At 60.4% G+C, this 15,115-nt stretch carries 15 protein-coding genes, 1 tRNA gene and 1 pseudogene; 3 read left to right on the plus strand and 14 right to left on the minus strand.

Features of this window, described 5'->3' with window-relative positions; translation table 11 throughout:
* Window positions 1–29 precede the first annotated feature (29 nt).
* Window positions 30–944: a LysR family transcriptional regulator gene (locus HX790_RS19895; RefSeq protein WP_176991984.1), complete on the minus strand. Its 915-nt coding sequence runs from the start codon at window positions 942–944 to the stop codon at window positions 30–32.
* A 141-nt stretch (window positions 945–1,085) separates the two neighbouring features.
* Between HX790_RS19895 and HX790_RS19900 the strand changes: the two genes are divergently transcribed.
* Complete coding sequence (locus HX790_RS19900) at window positions 1,086–1,481, plus strand: RidA family protein (protein WP_099547688.1); 396 nt, start codon at window positions 1,086–1,088, stop codon at window positions 1,479–1,481.
* Between the two features lie 266 nt (window positions 1,482–1,747).
* Here HX790_RS19900 and HX790_RS29610 read toward each other — a convergent pair.
* The 6 genes and pseudogenes from HX790_RS29610 to HX790_RS19930 form a co-directional block, all read right to left on the minus strand.
* Window positions 1,748–1,981: pseudogene (locus HX790_RS29610) on the minus strand (integrase); the annotation flags it as partial.
* A gap of 167 nt (window positions 1,982–2,148) precedes the next feature.
* Window positions 2,149–2,224, minus strand: a tRNA-Gly gene (locus HX790_RS19910).
* Window positions 2,225–2,287: 63 nt separating this feature from the next.
* The gene (gene pgsA, locus HX790_RS19915) at window positions 2,288–2,848 is read right to left on the minus strand and encodes a CDP-diacylglycerol--glycerol-3-phosphate 3-phosphatidyltransferase (RefSeq protein WP_099547687.1); all 561 of its coding nucleotides are present in this window, start codon (window positions 2,846–2,848) and stop codon (window positions 2,288–2,290) included.
* Between the two features lie 32 nt (window positions 2,849–2,880).
* Window positions 2,881–4,704: an excinuclease ABC subunit UvrC gene (gene uvrC / locus HX790_RS19920; RefSeq protein ID WP_017139022.1), complete on the minus strand. Its 1,824-nt coding sequence runs from the start codon at window positions 4,702–4,704 to the stop codon at window positions 2,881–2,883.
* Window position 4,705: 1 nt separating this feature from the next.
* The gene (gene uvrY, locus HX790_RS19925; RefSeq protein WP_003190387.1) at window positions 4,706–5,347 is read right to left on the minus strand and encodes a UvrY/SirA/GacA family response regulator transcription factor; all 642 of its coding nucleotides are present in this window, start codon (window positions 5,345–5,347) and stop codon (window positions 4,706–4,708) included.
* 151 nt (window positions 5,348–5,498) lie between these two features.
* On the minus strand, window positions 5,499–5,864 hold the full coding sequence (locus HX790_RS19930) for a helix-turn-helix domain-containing protein (protein WP_099547685.1): 366 nt from the start codon (window positions 5,862–5,864) through the stop codon (window positions 5,499–5,501).
* An 81-nt stretch (window positions 5,865–5,945) separates the two neighbouring features.
* Between HX790_RS19930 and HX790_RS19935 the strand changes: the two genes are divergently transcribed.
* Window positions 5,946–6,185 (plus strand): DNA-binding protein, encoded by a 240-nt coding sequence (locus tag HX790_RS19935; RefSeq protein ID WP_017139021.1) that lies wholly within the window; start codon window positions 5,946–5,948, stop codon window positions 6,183–6,185.
* Window positions 6,186–6,220: 35 nt separating this feature from the next.
* On the opposite strand, the gene HX790_RS19940 is transcribed toward HX790_RS19935, so the two are convergent.
* Entirely contained in the window at window positions 6,221–6,667 is a 447-nt protein-coding gene (locus HX790_RS19940; RefSeq protein ID WP_176991985.1) for an N-acetyltransferase, read from the minus strand.
* Window position 6,668: 1 nt separating this feature from the next.
* Window positions 6,669–7,418 (minus strand): carbon-nitrogen hydrolase family protein, encoded by a 750-nt coding sequence (locus tag HX790_RS19945; RefSeq protein WP_017139019.1) that lies wholly within the window; start codon window positions 7,416–7,418, stop codon window positions 6,669–6,671.
* Window positions 7,419–8,037: 619 nt separating this feature from the next.
* Here HX790_RS19945 and HX790_RS19950 point away from each other — a divergent pair.
* Window positions 8,038–9,117 carry a 3-deoxy-7-phosphoheptulonate synthase gene (locus tag HX790_RS19950; RefSeq protein WP_176991986.1) on the plus strand — a complete coding sequence of 360 codons (1,080 nt, stop codon included), beginning with the start codon at window positions 8,038–8,040 and terminating at the stop codon, window positions 9,115–9,117.
* 120 nt (window positions 9,118–9,237) lie between these two features.
* Here the strand turns inward: HX790_RS19950 and HX790_RS19955 are convergent, their stop codons facing one another.
* The 5 genes from HX790_RS19955 to HX790_RS19975 form a co-directional block, all read right to left on the minus strand.
* Window positions 9,238–9,939, minus strand: coding sequence for an NAD(P)H-dependent oxidoreductase (locus HX790_RS19955; protein ID WP_176991987.1), 702 nt, complete (start codon window positions 9,937–9,939; stop codon window positions 9,238–9,240).
* A gap of 9 nt (window positions 9,940–9,948) precedes the next feature.
* The gene (locus HX790_RS19960; RefSeq protein ID WP_176991988.1) at window positions 9,949–11,568 is read right to left on the minus strand and encodes an ABC transporter ATP-binding protein; all 1,620 of its coding nucleotides are present in this window, start codon (window positions 11,566–11,568) and stop codon (window positions 9,949–9,951) included.
* A gap of 2 nt (window positions 11,569–11,570) precedes the next feature.
* Window positions 11,571–12,398: an ABC transporter permease gene (locus tag HX790_RS19965; protein WP_099547681.1), complete on the minus strand. Its 828-nt coding sequence runs from the start codon at window positions 12,396–12,398 to the stop codon at window positions 11,571–11,573.
* 3 nt (window positions 12,399–12,401) lie between these two features.
* Window positions 12,402–13,361 carry an ABC transporter permease gene (locus tag HX790_RS19970; RefSeq protein ID WP_176991989.1) on the minus strand — a complete coding sequence of 320 codons (960 nt, stop codon included), beginning with the start codon at window positions 13,359–13,361 and terminating at the stop codon, window positions 12,402–12,404.
* Between the two features lie 149 nt (window positions 13,362–13,510).
* Window positions 13,511–15,097, minus strand: coding sequence for an ABC transporter substrate-binding protein (locus HX790_RS19975; RefSeq protein WP_176991990.1), 1,587 nt, complete (start codon window positions 15,095–15,097; stop codon window positions 13,511–13,513).
* Window positions 15,098–15,115: the final 18 nt, after the last annotated feature.

Here is a 15,115-nt window from a genome sequence, read left to right on the forward strand (position 1 = left end):
CCTGCCGGGCCCCCATTGTGGGCCCTGTTTCACTTAACCACCGGCGCATGCTCGGCCATCAATTCTATTACCCAGTCGATAAATACCCGCACCTTGGCGCTGACGTGGCGATTCGGCGGGAATGCCAGATACATCGGCATTGGCGCCATGTGCCAGTCCTCAAACAGCGGCAGCAGCTCGCCGCTGACCAGGTGCGGTTTGGCCATGTACTGCGGTAGCCAAAGCATGCCCAGGCCAGCCAGGCCGGCGGCGAGGTACGCATTACCGTCGTCGACCGTCAGTTGCGGGCGACCCTGGGCCTCAATGCGTTCCTCACCCCGCTGCATCGCGTAGGGCAAGGATTTGCCGGTACGAAACCAGAGGAAGCCAACGGTACTGTGCCTGCCCTCCTCCATCTCACGAGGGTGCGCCGGCGTACCGAAGCGCTGCAGATAGCCGGGCGCGGCATACATGCCGATGTTCAGATCGCCCACATGCCTTGCCACCAGGGACTGATCGGTGATCTCGCCGCCGCGCAACACGCAGTCGACGTTTTCGCCAATGATATCGACGATGCGATCGCTCGCGCCCACGGTCAGCTGGATTTCCGGGTAGCGTGCAAAGAACCCCGGCAAGGCGGGTATCAGCAGCATTCGCGCCAGCGGGCTGGGCAAATCCACCCGCAGCCGCCCGCGCGGTGTCATCGACGCGCTGGACAGGCTGGTCTCGGCGTCGTCCATATCGACCAGTAGCCGGATGACGCGCTCGTAGTAGGCCGCGCCGTCGGCGGTGACGTTGACCTTGCGTGTGGTGCGGTTGAGCAAACGCACACGCAGCCTCGCTTCCAGTTGCTGAACGAGCTGCGTCACGGTGGTTTTGCTCATGTGCAGGGTGGCTGCCGCCTTGGTGAAGCTGCCGGTTTCCACCACTCGGGCAAAGGCCTGCATTGCATCGAAACGGTCCATTTCACGCCTCACTCGGATCTGGATAGTTTGGATTCTACAAACAGTCATGACCAGCGTTGCGCGTTTATTCAGGTCGCTCGTCTTTTTACACTGGCTCCATCGTAAACAGCGGGCCGCGATGGCCCCCGAAGGAGGTATGCAATGACCCGCAAACGTGATGTCGTTTTCCCGCCTGACCGCCATGCACTGTACGAGCTCCACCGCTACTCACCGGCGATTCGCTCCAACGGTTTTCTGTTCGTATCCGGTCAGGTCGGCAGCCGCAAGGATGGCTCGGCCGAGCCAGACCTCGCGGCACAGGTTCGCCTGGCCTTCGACAACCTCAACGCGATCCTGGCCGAGGCCGGCAGTAGTTTCGAGGATGTGGTGGACACGACCATCTTCATGGTCGACCCCGACTCAACATTCGAAACAATCTGGGAAGTAGCGGCCGAGTACTGGGGCGAAGCTCCCTACCCGACGGCGACCGCTATCGGCGTGACCTGGTTGTCCGGCTTCGACTTCGAGATCAAGGTGATTGCCAAACTATCCCCATAAACTCAGCTCAGGCCTTCTCCGACCGACAAAGGGAACCCTCTTGTTTTTTCTGAAGTGACCCTCCGCTCCCGGTCGGTTTATGCCTGATGTCATCGCCTGCTTCTGGCCAGGCTGTGTGAAAACACATGTTTATAACGATTCGGCCATGGGGGTATTTGTCTAGGTTTTGAGGCACCATATCGTCTCTAGGAAGCCAACAGCTCGACGCAGCTCGCAAACCAAATCAGGAAGAATGCTCCATCAGTAGATAGGGGTGTTCGTCACCGGGGATTGAGTTCCATACCTTCGACCTTTACCAGGGCATAGTGAAACAGCTGGTTGAACCAGGTTCGGCATTTTTCAGCCATGATGAAGGCTTTGCGTTGTTCGATGGTATTGAGAATGGCCAGCAGGTCATGGCGGGTGATGCTTTTGATAGGACGTTCAGCGAGGGTCGGCAAAATGTCTTTTTTGAAGACCCTGAGGATTTGCGAGAGGGTGGTTTGGCGACCTGAGGGGATCCAGCAACAATACGAATTCGAGTCTGTCGGTTAGACAGTACTTAAAACGATACTTAAACGTACCGGATTGCCCTGGATTCCAGTGGTTTTCCGCAGGAACGAAAAAAGACGCCTAAGCGTCTATTTCGTGGATCCCAGCGTCCAGTGGACATCTGTGGATCAAATTTTGGAGCGGGAAACGAGACTCGAACTCGCGACCCCGACCTTGGCAAGGTCGTGCTCTACCAACTGAGCTATTCCCGCGTCTTGGTGGTGTGCATTCTATAGAATCCAGAACCCCCGTCAACCCCTTGATTCAAAAAAGTTTTATTTCTTTTCAACGGTGGTACGCAGATGCGGCCAGGCGGCGCGCAAATACTGAAGCATGGACCACAGGGTCAGGCCGGCGGCGATGAGCAGCAAGGCGTAACCGATAAGAACCCAAATCGAGAAGTCCGATGGGTTGGCCAGCAAAATCACCAGCGCAAGCATTTGCGCGGCGGTTTTCCATTTGCCCATGTTGGAGACGGCCACGTGGGCGCGGGCGCCGATTTCGGCCATCCACTCGCGCAGGGCCGAGACAACGATCTCGCGGCCGATGATCACGGCGGCCGGCAGGGTCAGCCACAGGTTGCCATGTTCCTGCACCAGCAGGACCAGGGCGACGGCGACCATGAGTTTGTCGGCCACAGGGTCAAGGAACGCGCCGAATGGCGTGCTCTGCTCCAGGCGGCGCGCCAGGTAGCCGTCGAGCCAGTCGGTTGCGGCAGCGAAGGCAAACACCGAACTGGAGGCGGCGTAGCTCCATTCGTAGGGCAAATAGAACAACAAAATGAAAATCGGGATAAGCAGGACGCGTAGAACGGTGATCAGATTAGGGATATTCATCGGCACAACTGGCTACGAGGTGAGAAGGCATTCTATTCGCTGTGCAGACTTGCATAAATCAATTCTGCGAGCTTTTTACTGATACCGGGGGCTTTGGCTATTTCGTCAATGCTGGCACGGGATAGCTCCTGCAAGCCACCAAAATGTTTAAGCAAGTCGCGACGGCGCGTCGGGCCAACGCCCGCCACCCCTTCCAGGGTTGAGGTTCGCCGGGTTTTGCCACGGCGGGCGCGGTGGCCGGTAATGGCAAAACGGTGGGCTTCGTCGCGAATCTGTTGGATCAGGTGCAATGCGGGTGAGTCGCCCTTCAAAGTGAACTCATGGGCGGCATCATTCAAGTACAACGTCTCGAAACCGGCCTTGCGCGTGGCGCCCTTGGCCACGCCGAGCAGGATCAGGTCAGGCACGGCCAGTTCGTTGAGCACGTCGCGGGCCATGGACAACTGGCCCTTGCCGCCGTCTACCAGCAGGATATCGGGGAGCTTGCCCTCGCCGTCCTTGAGTTTGCTGAAGCGACGTGTGAGCGCCTGGTGCATGGCGGCGTAGTCATCGCCGGCGGTGACGCCTTCGATGTTGTAGCGCCGGTAATCGGACTTGATCGGCCCTTCCGGCCCGAATACCACGCAGGAGGCCACGGTGGCTTCGCCGCTGGAGTGGCTGATGTCGTAGCACTCCAGGCGCTGGGGCGGCTCGTCGAGGTTGAGGACCTCGGCCAGGGCATCGAAACGTGCGGCAACGTGCTGACGATTGGCCAGACGCGCGCCCAGGGCCTGTTCGGCGTTGGTCACCGCCAGTTGCTGCCAGCGCGCGCGGGTACCGCGTACACGGTGGCTGATGTCCAGCTCGCGCCCGCGCAGCTCGTGGATCGCCTCGATCAGCGTGGGGAAGTCCTCATGCACCACGTTGACGATCAGTTCGGACGGCAAGTCGCGCTCGGGGCTACTGACGTAGTACTGGCCAAGGAAGGCGGCCATGACTTCGGCCACTTCCTCGTCGATACCGGTCTGCGGGAAGAAGTTCTTGCTGCCCAACACTCGCCCGCCACGCACGCTGATCAGGTGCACACAGGCGCCGCCCGGGTTGACGAATGCAGCGATCACATCGACGTCGCCGTTGCCACCCTCCATGCTTTGCTGGTCCTGGACGCGGCGCAACAGCGAAATCTGGTCGCGCAGCTCAGCGGCCCGTTCGAAATCCAGGGTGCTGGCGGCCTGCTCCATGGCGCCGGAGAGTTCATCGGTGAGGGCATTGCTGCGTCCTTCGAGGAACATCACCGAATGGCGCACGTCTTCGGCGTACTCAGCAGGTTCAACCAAGCCGACACAGGGTGCCTTGCAACGTTTGATCTGGTATTGCAGGCACGGCCGCGTGCGGTTTTTGTAGAAGCTGTCTTCGCACTGGCGCACAAAAAAGGTCTTTTGCAGCAGGCTCAGGCTTTCGCGGATCGCACCGGCGCTCGGGTACGGGCCGAAATACTTGCCTTTGGCCTTCTTTGCGCCTCGGTGAATGCTCAGGCGCGGGAAGTTGCCGTCGGACAAATACACATAGGGGTAGGATTTGTCGTCACGCAGCAGGATGTTGTAGGGCGGCCGCCACTCCTTGATCAGCGTCTGCTCCAGCAGCAGCGCCTCGGTTTCATTGGCGGTGATGGTGGTTTCAACCTGGGCGATACGCGCCACCAGCGCGGCGGTTTTCGGCGCCAGCCCGGCCTTGCGAAAGTAGCTCGCCAGGCGGTTCTTCAGGTTCTTGGCTTTGCCCACATAAAGCAGGCGTGCCTCGCTGTCGAACATGCGGTACACGCCGGGGCGGCCACTGCAGGTTGAGAGAAAGGCACTTGGATCAAACGGTGTGGTCATGTCAGGCGCTGGCGTCCACCATGCCGTGGCGTACCGCGAGCAGGGTCAACTCAACATCACTGCTGATGGCGAGCTTCTCGAAAATACGATAGCGGTAGGTGTTGACGGTTTTGGGCGACAGGCACAGCTTGTCGGAGATCGTCTGTACTTTCTGGCAGCCGACAATCATCAAGGCGATCTGGATTTCCCGCTCCGACAGCGCATCAAACGGCGAGTCGCTGGTAGGCTGGAACGATTTGATCGCCAACTGCTGGGCAATCTGCGGGCTGATATAGCGCTGGCCGGCAAATACCAGGCGTATGGCTTGCACCATCTCGGCCAGGCCTGCGCCCTTGGTCAGGTAACCGGCTGCCCCAGCTTGCAGAAGCCGTGTAGGAAACGGATCTTCCTCGCACACAGTGACCACCACGACCTTGATGTCCGGATGGCTGCGCAACAATTTGGTGGTGGCACCAAGACCGCCAATCCCAGGCATCTTGACGTCCATCAAAACCACATCGGGTTTCAACTCCCGAGCCTTGATCAGGGATTCCTCCCCCGATTCAGCCTGGCCGACTACTTGCAGGCCATCGATGTCAGCCAGCATTCGTGTAATGCCCGTACGAACGAGATCATGGTCATCGACTACTAGCACCCTAATCAAGCAGACACCTCGCGATATGGTCTTATAGGTTGCTGAACACCTTAGCAAAAAACCAAGGCGCAGACCTAGCTGCTAGCGTCATATATATAGAGTTTCAACGCGATGCGGCGGCCCGTCGGATGACAAGCAGCGCTATTTCCTGGGTAAAAGGTCAGGAATCCTGGGGTTGCGGTTTGCTTTTCCCATTCGACGCAGCCGAATGTTCGGCCAGGGTAGACGTCAGGCGGCGGATTGCATCCTGGTCTTCCTTGAACATGGCGCGGTAATCACCGAGGACCTTTTCTTCTATCTGGCTGAGGTTTTCCAATTGAATCGGGGTGGCGTTGCCGGTCAACACATACAGGATGTCCACACCTTTTTCGGCTACCCGTGACAGGTAGTCGGCTTTAGGCGCCCGGCCCCCATTTTCATATTTACCCTGGGCATTGGCCTCAACCCCTCCAATTTCACCAAATGCTTTTTGCGACAAGCCAAGTCGCTCTCTTTCTTGCCGCAAACGCGAACCGATTCCACTCATTTGGATGTATGATCCTATCTGGCACACCCCAAGAGGTGACACATTCATCTCGTATTACACAAACTTGAACGGTTTTGAACTATGCCCGGAATCCGTACCGCTGCACAAGCCAAGGCCTGGCTGGAATATCAAGGAAAGTCAGTTCAAGCGTTCGCACGTGAACATGGCGTTGATCCGGCCACCACGTATCAAGTGCTTGCTGGGCGTAAAAAGGGACGGCGTGGGGAAGCCCATAAAGTAGCGGTGCTGCTGGGCATGAAAGAAGGGATTATCGTGGATGAACGCGTCGCTCAACACCTTAATCCAAGCAGTGTGTCCTGAGCGCAGTATGCGCTTATTCCTACAGCGTGCCTGATTTAGTCCACGACAGCCGCCCGACACTCGCGCTCCATGCGCCAAAAGCAGTCCTCCTCCCCGACAATACTCAACCCTTGGCGCTGATACAGGCGTCTCGCCGGGTTGGTCTTGAAAACCGTCAAGCGTAAAAGGCCCAAGCCCTGCGCACACGTCTTTAGCACCATCTGCTGTAACACCCAACTGCCAGCGCCCTGTTTGCGGCAGCGCTCGAGCAGGTGTAATTCGCGAATATAGAGTGCCTGGCTGTCACGATTCACGCTGATAAACCCCATCACGGTTTCATTCTGGCAAATCAGCCAGTTTTCACGCGAAGCCCAGGCGACGTCAAAGCCATGGTCAGACCACAACAAATCGTACTGCAGGTAATAGCGGTTCATGGCTTCATGGGTCAGCGTTCGTGCGAATGGCAGGTCGCAGTCCGTCGCCGCGCGCAGGTGAAAAGCCATATCAGAAGGCTACCACTTGGCCAGTCCATTGCTCACCGTTGCGGCGAGCAATCACCAAGGCCTCGCCAATGCCCGGTACGTCGGCAAGCAGGGTTCCATCAGCGCTCCAGATAGCGCTGCGCCCCGCACAGGTATAACCGCCGGACGGGCCACCATGGTTGGCCATCAGTACCAGCATGCGATGCTCTGCGGCATACCCCTGAAGCAGCGCGCTGTCGGTCGCGTACCCGCCTTCGCTGATCAGCACACCGGCGGCGTACACCGTAGCGCCAGCCTCTGCTGCCAGACGCGGATGGCTGGCGTGGGAAAAGTCCGCACAGACCGCCAGCGCAATCCGGTCATCCGCCCATTCGAGTGCTGCACCGCCCTGCCCTGCGACAAACGCCACCTCTTCGCCCGGGTGCAAATGCTGCTTGGTGTAGACCGCCAGCGAGCCATCTGCGCCCAATACCAGGGCGCCAATAAACACACCGGTCCCGGGTGCCAAGCGAATCGGCATGCCCACCACTGCGGTCATTCGCAACTCTTGCGCCATCTCACGTAGCGGCGCCAGCAGCACGTCCTCGGGCGTAATTGCCAGTTGGGCGGCCAAAGCGGGTTCATAGCCGGTCAACGACAATTCCGGAAACACCAACAATTGCACGCCCTGCTCCGCCGCCGCCTGCATGAACCTCAGGTGCCCCTGGATGTTGCCCGGCACGTCGCCGGCGATGGAAGTGGTTTGAGCTGCGGCGAGGGTCAAGGCAGTCATGGTCGCGTCCTGGCAATCATTATTAACGTGTTACCAGCATATCGGCACTTACCCCATAGCCGTAAGTAGGTCACGCGATAGAAATTACTGATTGAATCCACCCGCGTGCCTCTAGTAAGCTCCCCCCATCATTTGGAGACACACCATGTTGCAACTCACCCACTCTCAGGTTTGCCCTGCTGCCAGCGCCACGCGCTCGGTATCGGCTACCCGCGTGAGCGGTTTGAGCGCACTGGTCAGCTTTTATTTTGGGTATTGGTTTAGCCACTGGCGCGCCTGATACCTGAAATCGGCGCCCACTACTCAAGGGGTCGCCTACCAGAGAAATCTAACCCCCGGTCGGCTCCCCGACCGGGGGTTTTGTTTTTTAAGGCCCCAATAATTCTGCTTCACACCGAACACTAAAAGGACTCACGACATGAACTACGCCACCTATTACCGTTACGACACTTCGACTGCATGGCGATTTAGCAAGCTCCGTTCGGGACAGCCTGCCGCCTCCGATCGGTCACCTATTGGTGGCAAGCCAACACACGTAGCCAATACGGCCAATTGTCGAACACCCCAGTAGGGCAGAGCGTGCGGGAACAGCCCGCCGCTTGCCCAGGAAGCCTTGAATATGAACTCTGCCACTGCCGCCTTGCCTGTTGCCAACCTGTCCAGCGCCAATGAAGCCCTGACCCAGCGCCTGCCCAGTTCCCTTGAACTCAAGTACCAGTTGCCCCTCAGCCCGTTCCTCAACGAACAGATCCACGCCCATCGCCAAGCCGTGCGCGCCATCCTCAATGGCGAAGACTCGCGTTTGCTGGTGATTGTCGGCCCGTGTTCGATCCACGACCCCGAGTCGGCCATGGAATACGCGCGCAACCTCAAGAAGCTCGCGCTGGAAGTCAGCGACCAGATGCTGCTGGTGATCCGTGCCTACGTCGAAAAACCGCGCACCACCATCGGCTGGAAAGGCCTGGCCTACGACCCGCACCTGGATGGCAGCGACGACATGGCCGCAGGCTTGACCCTGTCGCGCGAACTGATGCGCGAGATGCTGCGCCTGGGTTTGCCGGTTGCCACCGAGCTGCTGCAACCCATGGCCGCCGGCTACTTCGATGACCTGCTCAGTTGGGTCGCCATCGGCGCACGCACCACCGAATCGCAGATCCACCGCGAAATGGCCAGCGGCCTGGGCATGCCGGTCGGCTTCAAGAATGGCACCGACGGCGGCGTCGCGATTGCCTGTGATGCGATGCGCTCAGCCTCCCACCCGCATCGTCACTTCGGCGTGGACAGCCAAGGCCATCCGGCGATCATCCAGACACCGGGCAACCCCGACACGCACCTGGTATTGCGCGGCGGTCACCGTGGGCCGAACTACGATGCGCAAAGCGTGGCGCAGGTGAAACACGACCTGGCCAAGTCCAAGGTCGCGGCGCGCATCATGGTCGATTGCAGCCACGCCAACAGCGGCAAAGACCCGCTGCGTCAACCGGCGGTGTTCAACGACGTGCTCGAGCAGCGCCTGCAGGGTGACACGTCGCTGATCGGCATGATGCTCGAAAGCCACCTGTTCGAAGGCTGCCAACCGTTGAGCGCGTCGATGAAGTACGGGGTGTCGGTGACCGATGGTTGCCTGGGCTGGAACGGCACCGAGCAATTGCTGCGCAGTGCGGCTGAGCGCCTCCGCCAGCAACACACAGCCAACTGATCCATGCAGATCAAAATGTGGGAGCTGGCTTGCCTGCGATACAGACACCTCGGTGTGTCAGGTACACCGAGTTGATGCTATCGCAGGCAAGCCAGCTCCCACATTTGAATATCGTTGCGTTCAGAACAGTGGATACAACGCCTCATCAAACTGCGCCAGCTTCGGAAACACCAAGGGCTGCTCATCCGCAAGCCCTTGCAGCCGCTGTTCATACCCCAGCAGAAAATCCTGCCGCGCCTCGGCACTGATATACGGCACATGCCAGGCCACAAATGGAGCCAGCACGTCATACCCGACATACGCCAGGGTGCCGCGCAGAATCGGCCGCAGCATCTCCTCCAACGGCCCGTGGATCGTGCCCTCACCAAACATATGCTCACGCCCGCCCAGGGTCACGGCGACCAGCGCGCGCTTGCCTGCAAGCCCGCCCTGATCGTAAAAACGCTTGCCGCCGTAACACACGCCGGACACCAGCACCCGGTCGATCCAGCCCTTGAGCATGGCCGGTGCCGAGAACCAGAAGATCGGGAAGTTGAGGATCAGCAGGTCGGCCCACAGCAGCTTGTCCAGTTCGCCCTGGATGTCCGCCGCGATCGACTGTTTTTTTACGCCCAGGCGCTGTTCCAGGGCATACACCAGATAATCCGGATTCTCCCGCGTGGCAAAGTCAGCGGCAGACGCCACAGGGTTCCATTGCATGGCATACAAGTCACTCACCTGCACATCATGGCCCTGGCCTTGTAACGTAGCCAGCGCCTGGTCGCGCAACGCCGCGGTAAACGACTGAGGCTCAGGGTGAGCGTGAACAATCAACACCTTCATGTGCATTCCTCAAACAGTGGGCGCCGCCCGTTGGGCCAGCAAATGGTCGAGCCAGTCCGGGTCCATTTCCGGCTCCGATGAAAACAACAGGCCGGTGTAAGCCTGGTACGGCGGAGTAAAAATCGCATTGCGGCTGCCTTGGTCCACTACCCTGCCCCGCTGCATCACCAGCACCTCGTCGGCAATCGCCCGCACGGTGGCCACGTCGTGGGTGATAAACAGGTAGGCCACGCCCAGTTGTTGCTGCAGGCGGTTGAGCAGTTTCAGCACGCCCTCGGCCACCAGTTGATCAAGCGCCGAGGTGACTTCATCGCAGATGATCAGTTGCGGGTCGGCCGCCAGCGCGCGGGCGATACAGATACGTTGTTTTTGCCCGCCCGATAATTCACGGGGCTGGCGCTCCATGAACACCGCCGGGTCCAGTTCAATCATCTCCAGCAACTCGGCGACCCGCGCGCGCATCGCCTTGCCTTTGAGGCCCAGGTAAAACGTGAGTGGCCGGCCGATGATGTCGACGATGCGCTGACGCGGGTTCAGCGCCGTGTCGGGGATCTGGTAGATCATCTGGATGCGCCGCAATTGCTCCTTGCTGCGCCGCCGAAAATCCACCGGCAGCGCCTCGCCGTCATACAGCACCTGCCCCGCCGTGGCCGGCAGCAGCCCGGTAATCAAGCGCGCGGTGGAGCTTTTGCCACTGCCGGACTCGCCGATCACCGCCAGGGTCTGGCCGCGATACAGCTGCATCGACACCCCATGCAGTACCGGCTGCTGCCCATAGCTGGCGCAGGCCTGACGCACTTCCAGCAACGGCACCTGCGCCACCGGGCATGCCTTGGGCTCGGTGCGAAAGCTGCGCACTGCCCACAACGATTTGGTGTAGTCCTGCTGCGGCTGGCTGAGCATGCTGCGAGTGTCGGCCTCCTCCACCAACTTGCCGTGGCGCAGCACCATTATGCGGTCGGCCATCTGCGCGACCACGGCGAGATCGTGGCTGATGTACAAGGCGGCGCTGCCGAAGGTTTTCACCGCGTCACGGATCGCCGCCAGCACTTCGATCTGGGTGGTGACGTCGAGGGCGGTGGTGGGTTCGTCGAAGATAATCAGGTCCGGATGGCAGGCCATGGCCATGGCCGTCATCACCCGCTGCAACTGCCCGCCCGAGACTTGATGCGGGTAGCGTCGACCAATGGTCTCGGGGTTGGGCAAACGCAGTACGCGGTACAGCTCCACCGCCTCGTGCTCGGCCTGGGCGCGGCTGATGCCGCCGTTGATCACCGCCGTTTCCACATGCTGGTCGATCAGGCGGTGCGCCGGGTTGAAGGACGCCGCCGCGCTCTGCGCGACATACGCGATGCGCAAGCCGCGCAGCTTGCGCAAGGCTTCGGGCTTGGCCTGCAGCAACTCAATGCCATCAAAACACACCGAGCCGCCGATGATGCGGCAACCGTCGCGCGCATAGCCCATCGCTGCCAGCCCGAGGGTGGATTTACCCGCCCCGGACTCACCGATCAGCCCCAACACTTCACCGCGCTGCAAGGTCAGATCAATGCCCTTGATCAACGGGTGCCAGGCATCCTCGTAATGCCCTTCCACCTGCAGGTTGCGGATTTCCAGCAATGGCCTGTCCATCCTCAACCCTCCTTCAGGCCGCTGGATTTGTGCAGCATCCAGTCGACGACAAAATTCACACTGACGGTGATCAACGCCACCGCCAACGCGGGCAACAATGGGCTGATATCGCCGAAGGTAATCAACACCGCGTTGTCGCGCACCATGCTGCCCCAGTCGGCGGTGGGCGGTTGGATGCCCAGGCCGAGGAACGACAGCGCGCTGATAAACAGGAACACAAAGCAAAAACGCAGGCCGAACTCGGCGATCAGCGGCGCCGCGGCGTTGGGCAGCACTTCGCGGGTGACCAGCCACCACAAGCCTTCACCGCGCAGGCGCGCGGCTTCGACAAAATCCTGCACCACCACCGTCATCGCCACCGCGCGGGCCAAGCGAAACACCCGCGTCGAATCCAGCAGCGCAATCACCAGCACCAGCGAGGTGGCATTGGTGCCGACCACGCTGAGAATCAACAAGGCAAAAATCAGCTGCGGGATCGCCATGAGGATATCCACCACCCGCGACAACCCCTGGTCGACCCAGCCGCCCTTGATCGCCGCGACCAAACCGCTCAAACCACCGAGCAGAAACGCCAGCGTCGTCGTCAGGAAGGCAATGCCCAAGGTATTGCGCGCGCCGTACATCAGGCGGCTGAACATGTCGCGCCCCAGGTTATCGGTGCCCAGCAAAAACTGGCCGCTCCACGGCGCGAAGCCTTCACCCACCACCTGGGTTTCGCCATAGGGCGCCAGCAGCGGCGCCAACAGCGCCAGCGCGACGTATAACAGAATAATCAGCAGGCCGAACTTGGCGCTCAACGGCGCCCGGGCCACTTGGCTCAACAGGCTCATGGCTTACCCCTTGGGATGCATCAGGCGTGGGTTGCTGGCGATGGACAGCACATCCGCCCCGGTATTGAGCAGGATGTAGGTGGCGGCAAAAATCAGGCTGCACGCCTGCACCACCGGGATGTCACGCTTGGACACCGAGTCCACCAGCAACTGGCCGAGCCCTGGATAGACAAACACCACCTCGACCACCACCACACCCACCACCAGGTACGCCAGGTTCAGCGCCACCACGTTGACGATCGGCGCCAGTGCATTGGGCAACGCGTGCTTCCAGATAATCCGCGATTGGCTGATGCCCTTGAGCCGGGCCATCTCGATATACGGGCTGGCCAAAAGGTTGATCAAGGAGGCGCGGGTCATGCGCATCATTTGCGCGATCACCACCAGACTCAGGGTGGCAACCGGCAGCACCGAGCGCTCCAGGAGCATGCCGAACGTGGCATCCGTCGCCAGGTTGGACAGGCTGGGAAACCAGCCCAGCTTCACCGAGAACACCAGGATCAGCAGGTACGCGACAAAGAACTCCGGGAACGACACTGCGCTCAACGCCGTGGTGTTGAGCAGGCGATCGAACCAGCTGTTGCGGTACAGCGCCGCAAGCATGCCCAGTACCAGCGCGGTAGGCACCGACACCAATGCCGCCAGGGCGGCCAGGTTCAAGGTGTTACCCAGCCGCGCACCGATCAACTCGGCGATGGGCCGCTGGTTGGCCAGCGACGCACCCAGATCACCCTGTAACAGCCGCAACAGCCAGTGCGCAAAGCGCGTCAGCGGCGGCAGATCCAGGCCCAACTGCGCGCGGAAAGCGGCGATGGTTTCCGGCGTGGCCGACTGGCCGAGCATGGCCTGGGCGATATCGCCGGGCAGCAGGCCGACGGCGAGGAAGATGATCACCGAGACGGCGAACAACGACAGTAGGCCGAGGGCCAATCTCTGGAGGACCAGTTTCAACAGACTATTCATGTGTGTGTTGACTCCTAAGCCACCACAAATCCAGTGTGGGAGCTGGCTTGCCTGCGATAGCGGTACATCAGCGATAGATTTTTAGCCTGACACACCGCCATCGCAGGCAAGCCAGCTCCCACATTGAGTCTTCATTGTTTGGAGGGTTTCTATGCCTGCCACCACCGCTCAATCAACCGCAGCCCATCCAGTTCGCCGTAGGGCGCCGTCAGCGGCCCATGACTCACGCGGTTCGAACGCGCTGCCACGGAGCTGGCGAACAGCGGCACAATCGCGCCGCCGTCATCGCGGCACAGGGCCTGCATTTCGTTGTACATCTCTTGGCGCAGCGGCGCGTTCATCTCGCCACGGGCGGCGGTGAGCAGTTGGTTGAAGCGTGGGTTGTCCCAGTGGGTTTCGTTCCAGGCTGCACCTTTGGCATAGCCGATACTGAACATGCGGTCGGCGGTCAGGCTGCTGTACCAGAACGAGGTGGTGAATGGCTGTTTCATCCACACATTGGAGAAGAACCCGTCAGCGGGTTCGCGCACCACGTCAATGTCGATACCGGCCTGGCGCGCCTGCTCCTTGAACAGCACCGAGGCGTCCACCGCGCCGGTGTAGGCGGCGTCGGAGGCTTGCAGCCGTACCTTGAGCGAGTCCACACCGGCTTTGCGCAGGTAAAAGCGTGACTTGTCCGGGTCGTAGGTGCGCTGCTCCAGCGCCGCGTTGATAAAGCGGCTGCCGGGCTGGATCGGATGGTCGTTGCCCACCAGGCCGTAGCCGTGCAATACCGAAGCCAGTAAGGTTTCGCGGTTGATCGCGTGCTTCATCGCCAGGCGGATGTCGTTGTTCTTGAACTCGTTGCTGTCGCACAGCATCGGGAAGGTGTAGTGCTGGGCGCCCTTGGTTTCCTCGATCACAAGACTCGGGTTGCGCTTGAGCAAGGCCACGGTTTTGAGGTCGACCTTGTTGATCACATCCACTTGCCCGGTGACCAGTGCATTGACCCGCGCCGCGCCGTCGGCGATGGCCAGCAGTTCGGCGCTGGCGAAGTGTGCACGGCCGGTTTTCCAGTAATCGGGGTTGCGTTCCAGGTCCATGCGCACGCCGGGTTCAAAGCTTTTCAGGCGGTAACCGCTGGTGCCCACACCGGCCTGCCAATCGGCGCCGCCGTCCTTGGCGGGCATGATCACCAAATGGTAATCGGCGACTACATAAGCAAAGTCGGCATTGCCGGAATGCAGCTCGAATACCACCGTATCATTGCCCTTGGCGCTGACACTGGCGACGTCGCCCAGTACGGTTTTGGCCGCCGACGTGGAGTCTTTGCTCAGGTGGTGATTGATCGACGCCACCACATCGTCGGCGCTGAGGCTTTTGCCATTGTGGAAGGTCACGCCCTGACGCAAGTGAAAGGTCCACACCCGCGCATCCGGGGTGAACTCAAAACGCTCGGCCAATTCGGGGATCGCGCTGCCGTCGACGGCGATTTCAGTCAGCGTGTTGTACACCGCCGAGAAGCCGACGAACGTGAAGGTGTCGACCCAGGAGCCGGGGTCGCGCGAATCGGTGGTGCTGCCGCCTGCCAGGCCCAGGCGCAGCACGCCACCGGCTTTGGGTGTCGCCTCTTCGGCAAACGCGTGCAACGGCAGGCCCATGGAAAACGCTGCCGCCACCGCACCCGCCACGGCGCTGTGTTTGAGAAAGTCCCTTCGGTGCATCGCTTGAGTCATTTTGTTGTTGTTTTCGCTCATGGTCTTGCTCCTCTAAAG

It is taken from the genome of Pseudomonas sp. IPO3747, from assembly GCF_013385245.1.
Classification (GTDB): domain Bacteria; phylum Pseudomonadota; class Gammaproteobacteria; order Pseudomonadales; family Pseudomonadaceae; genus Aquipseudomonas; species Aquipseudomonas edaphica.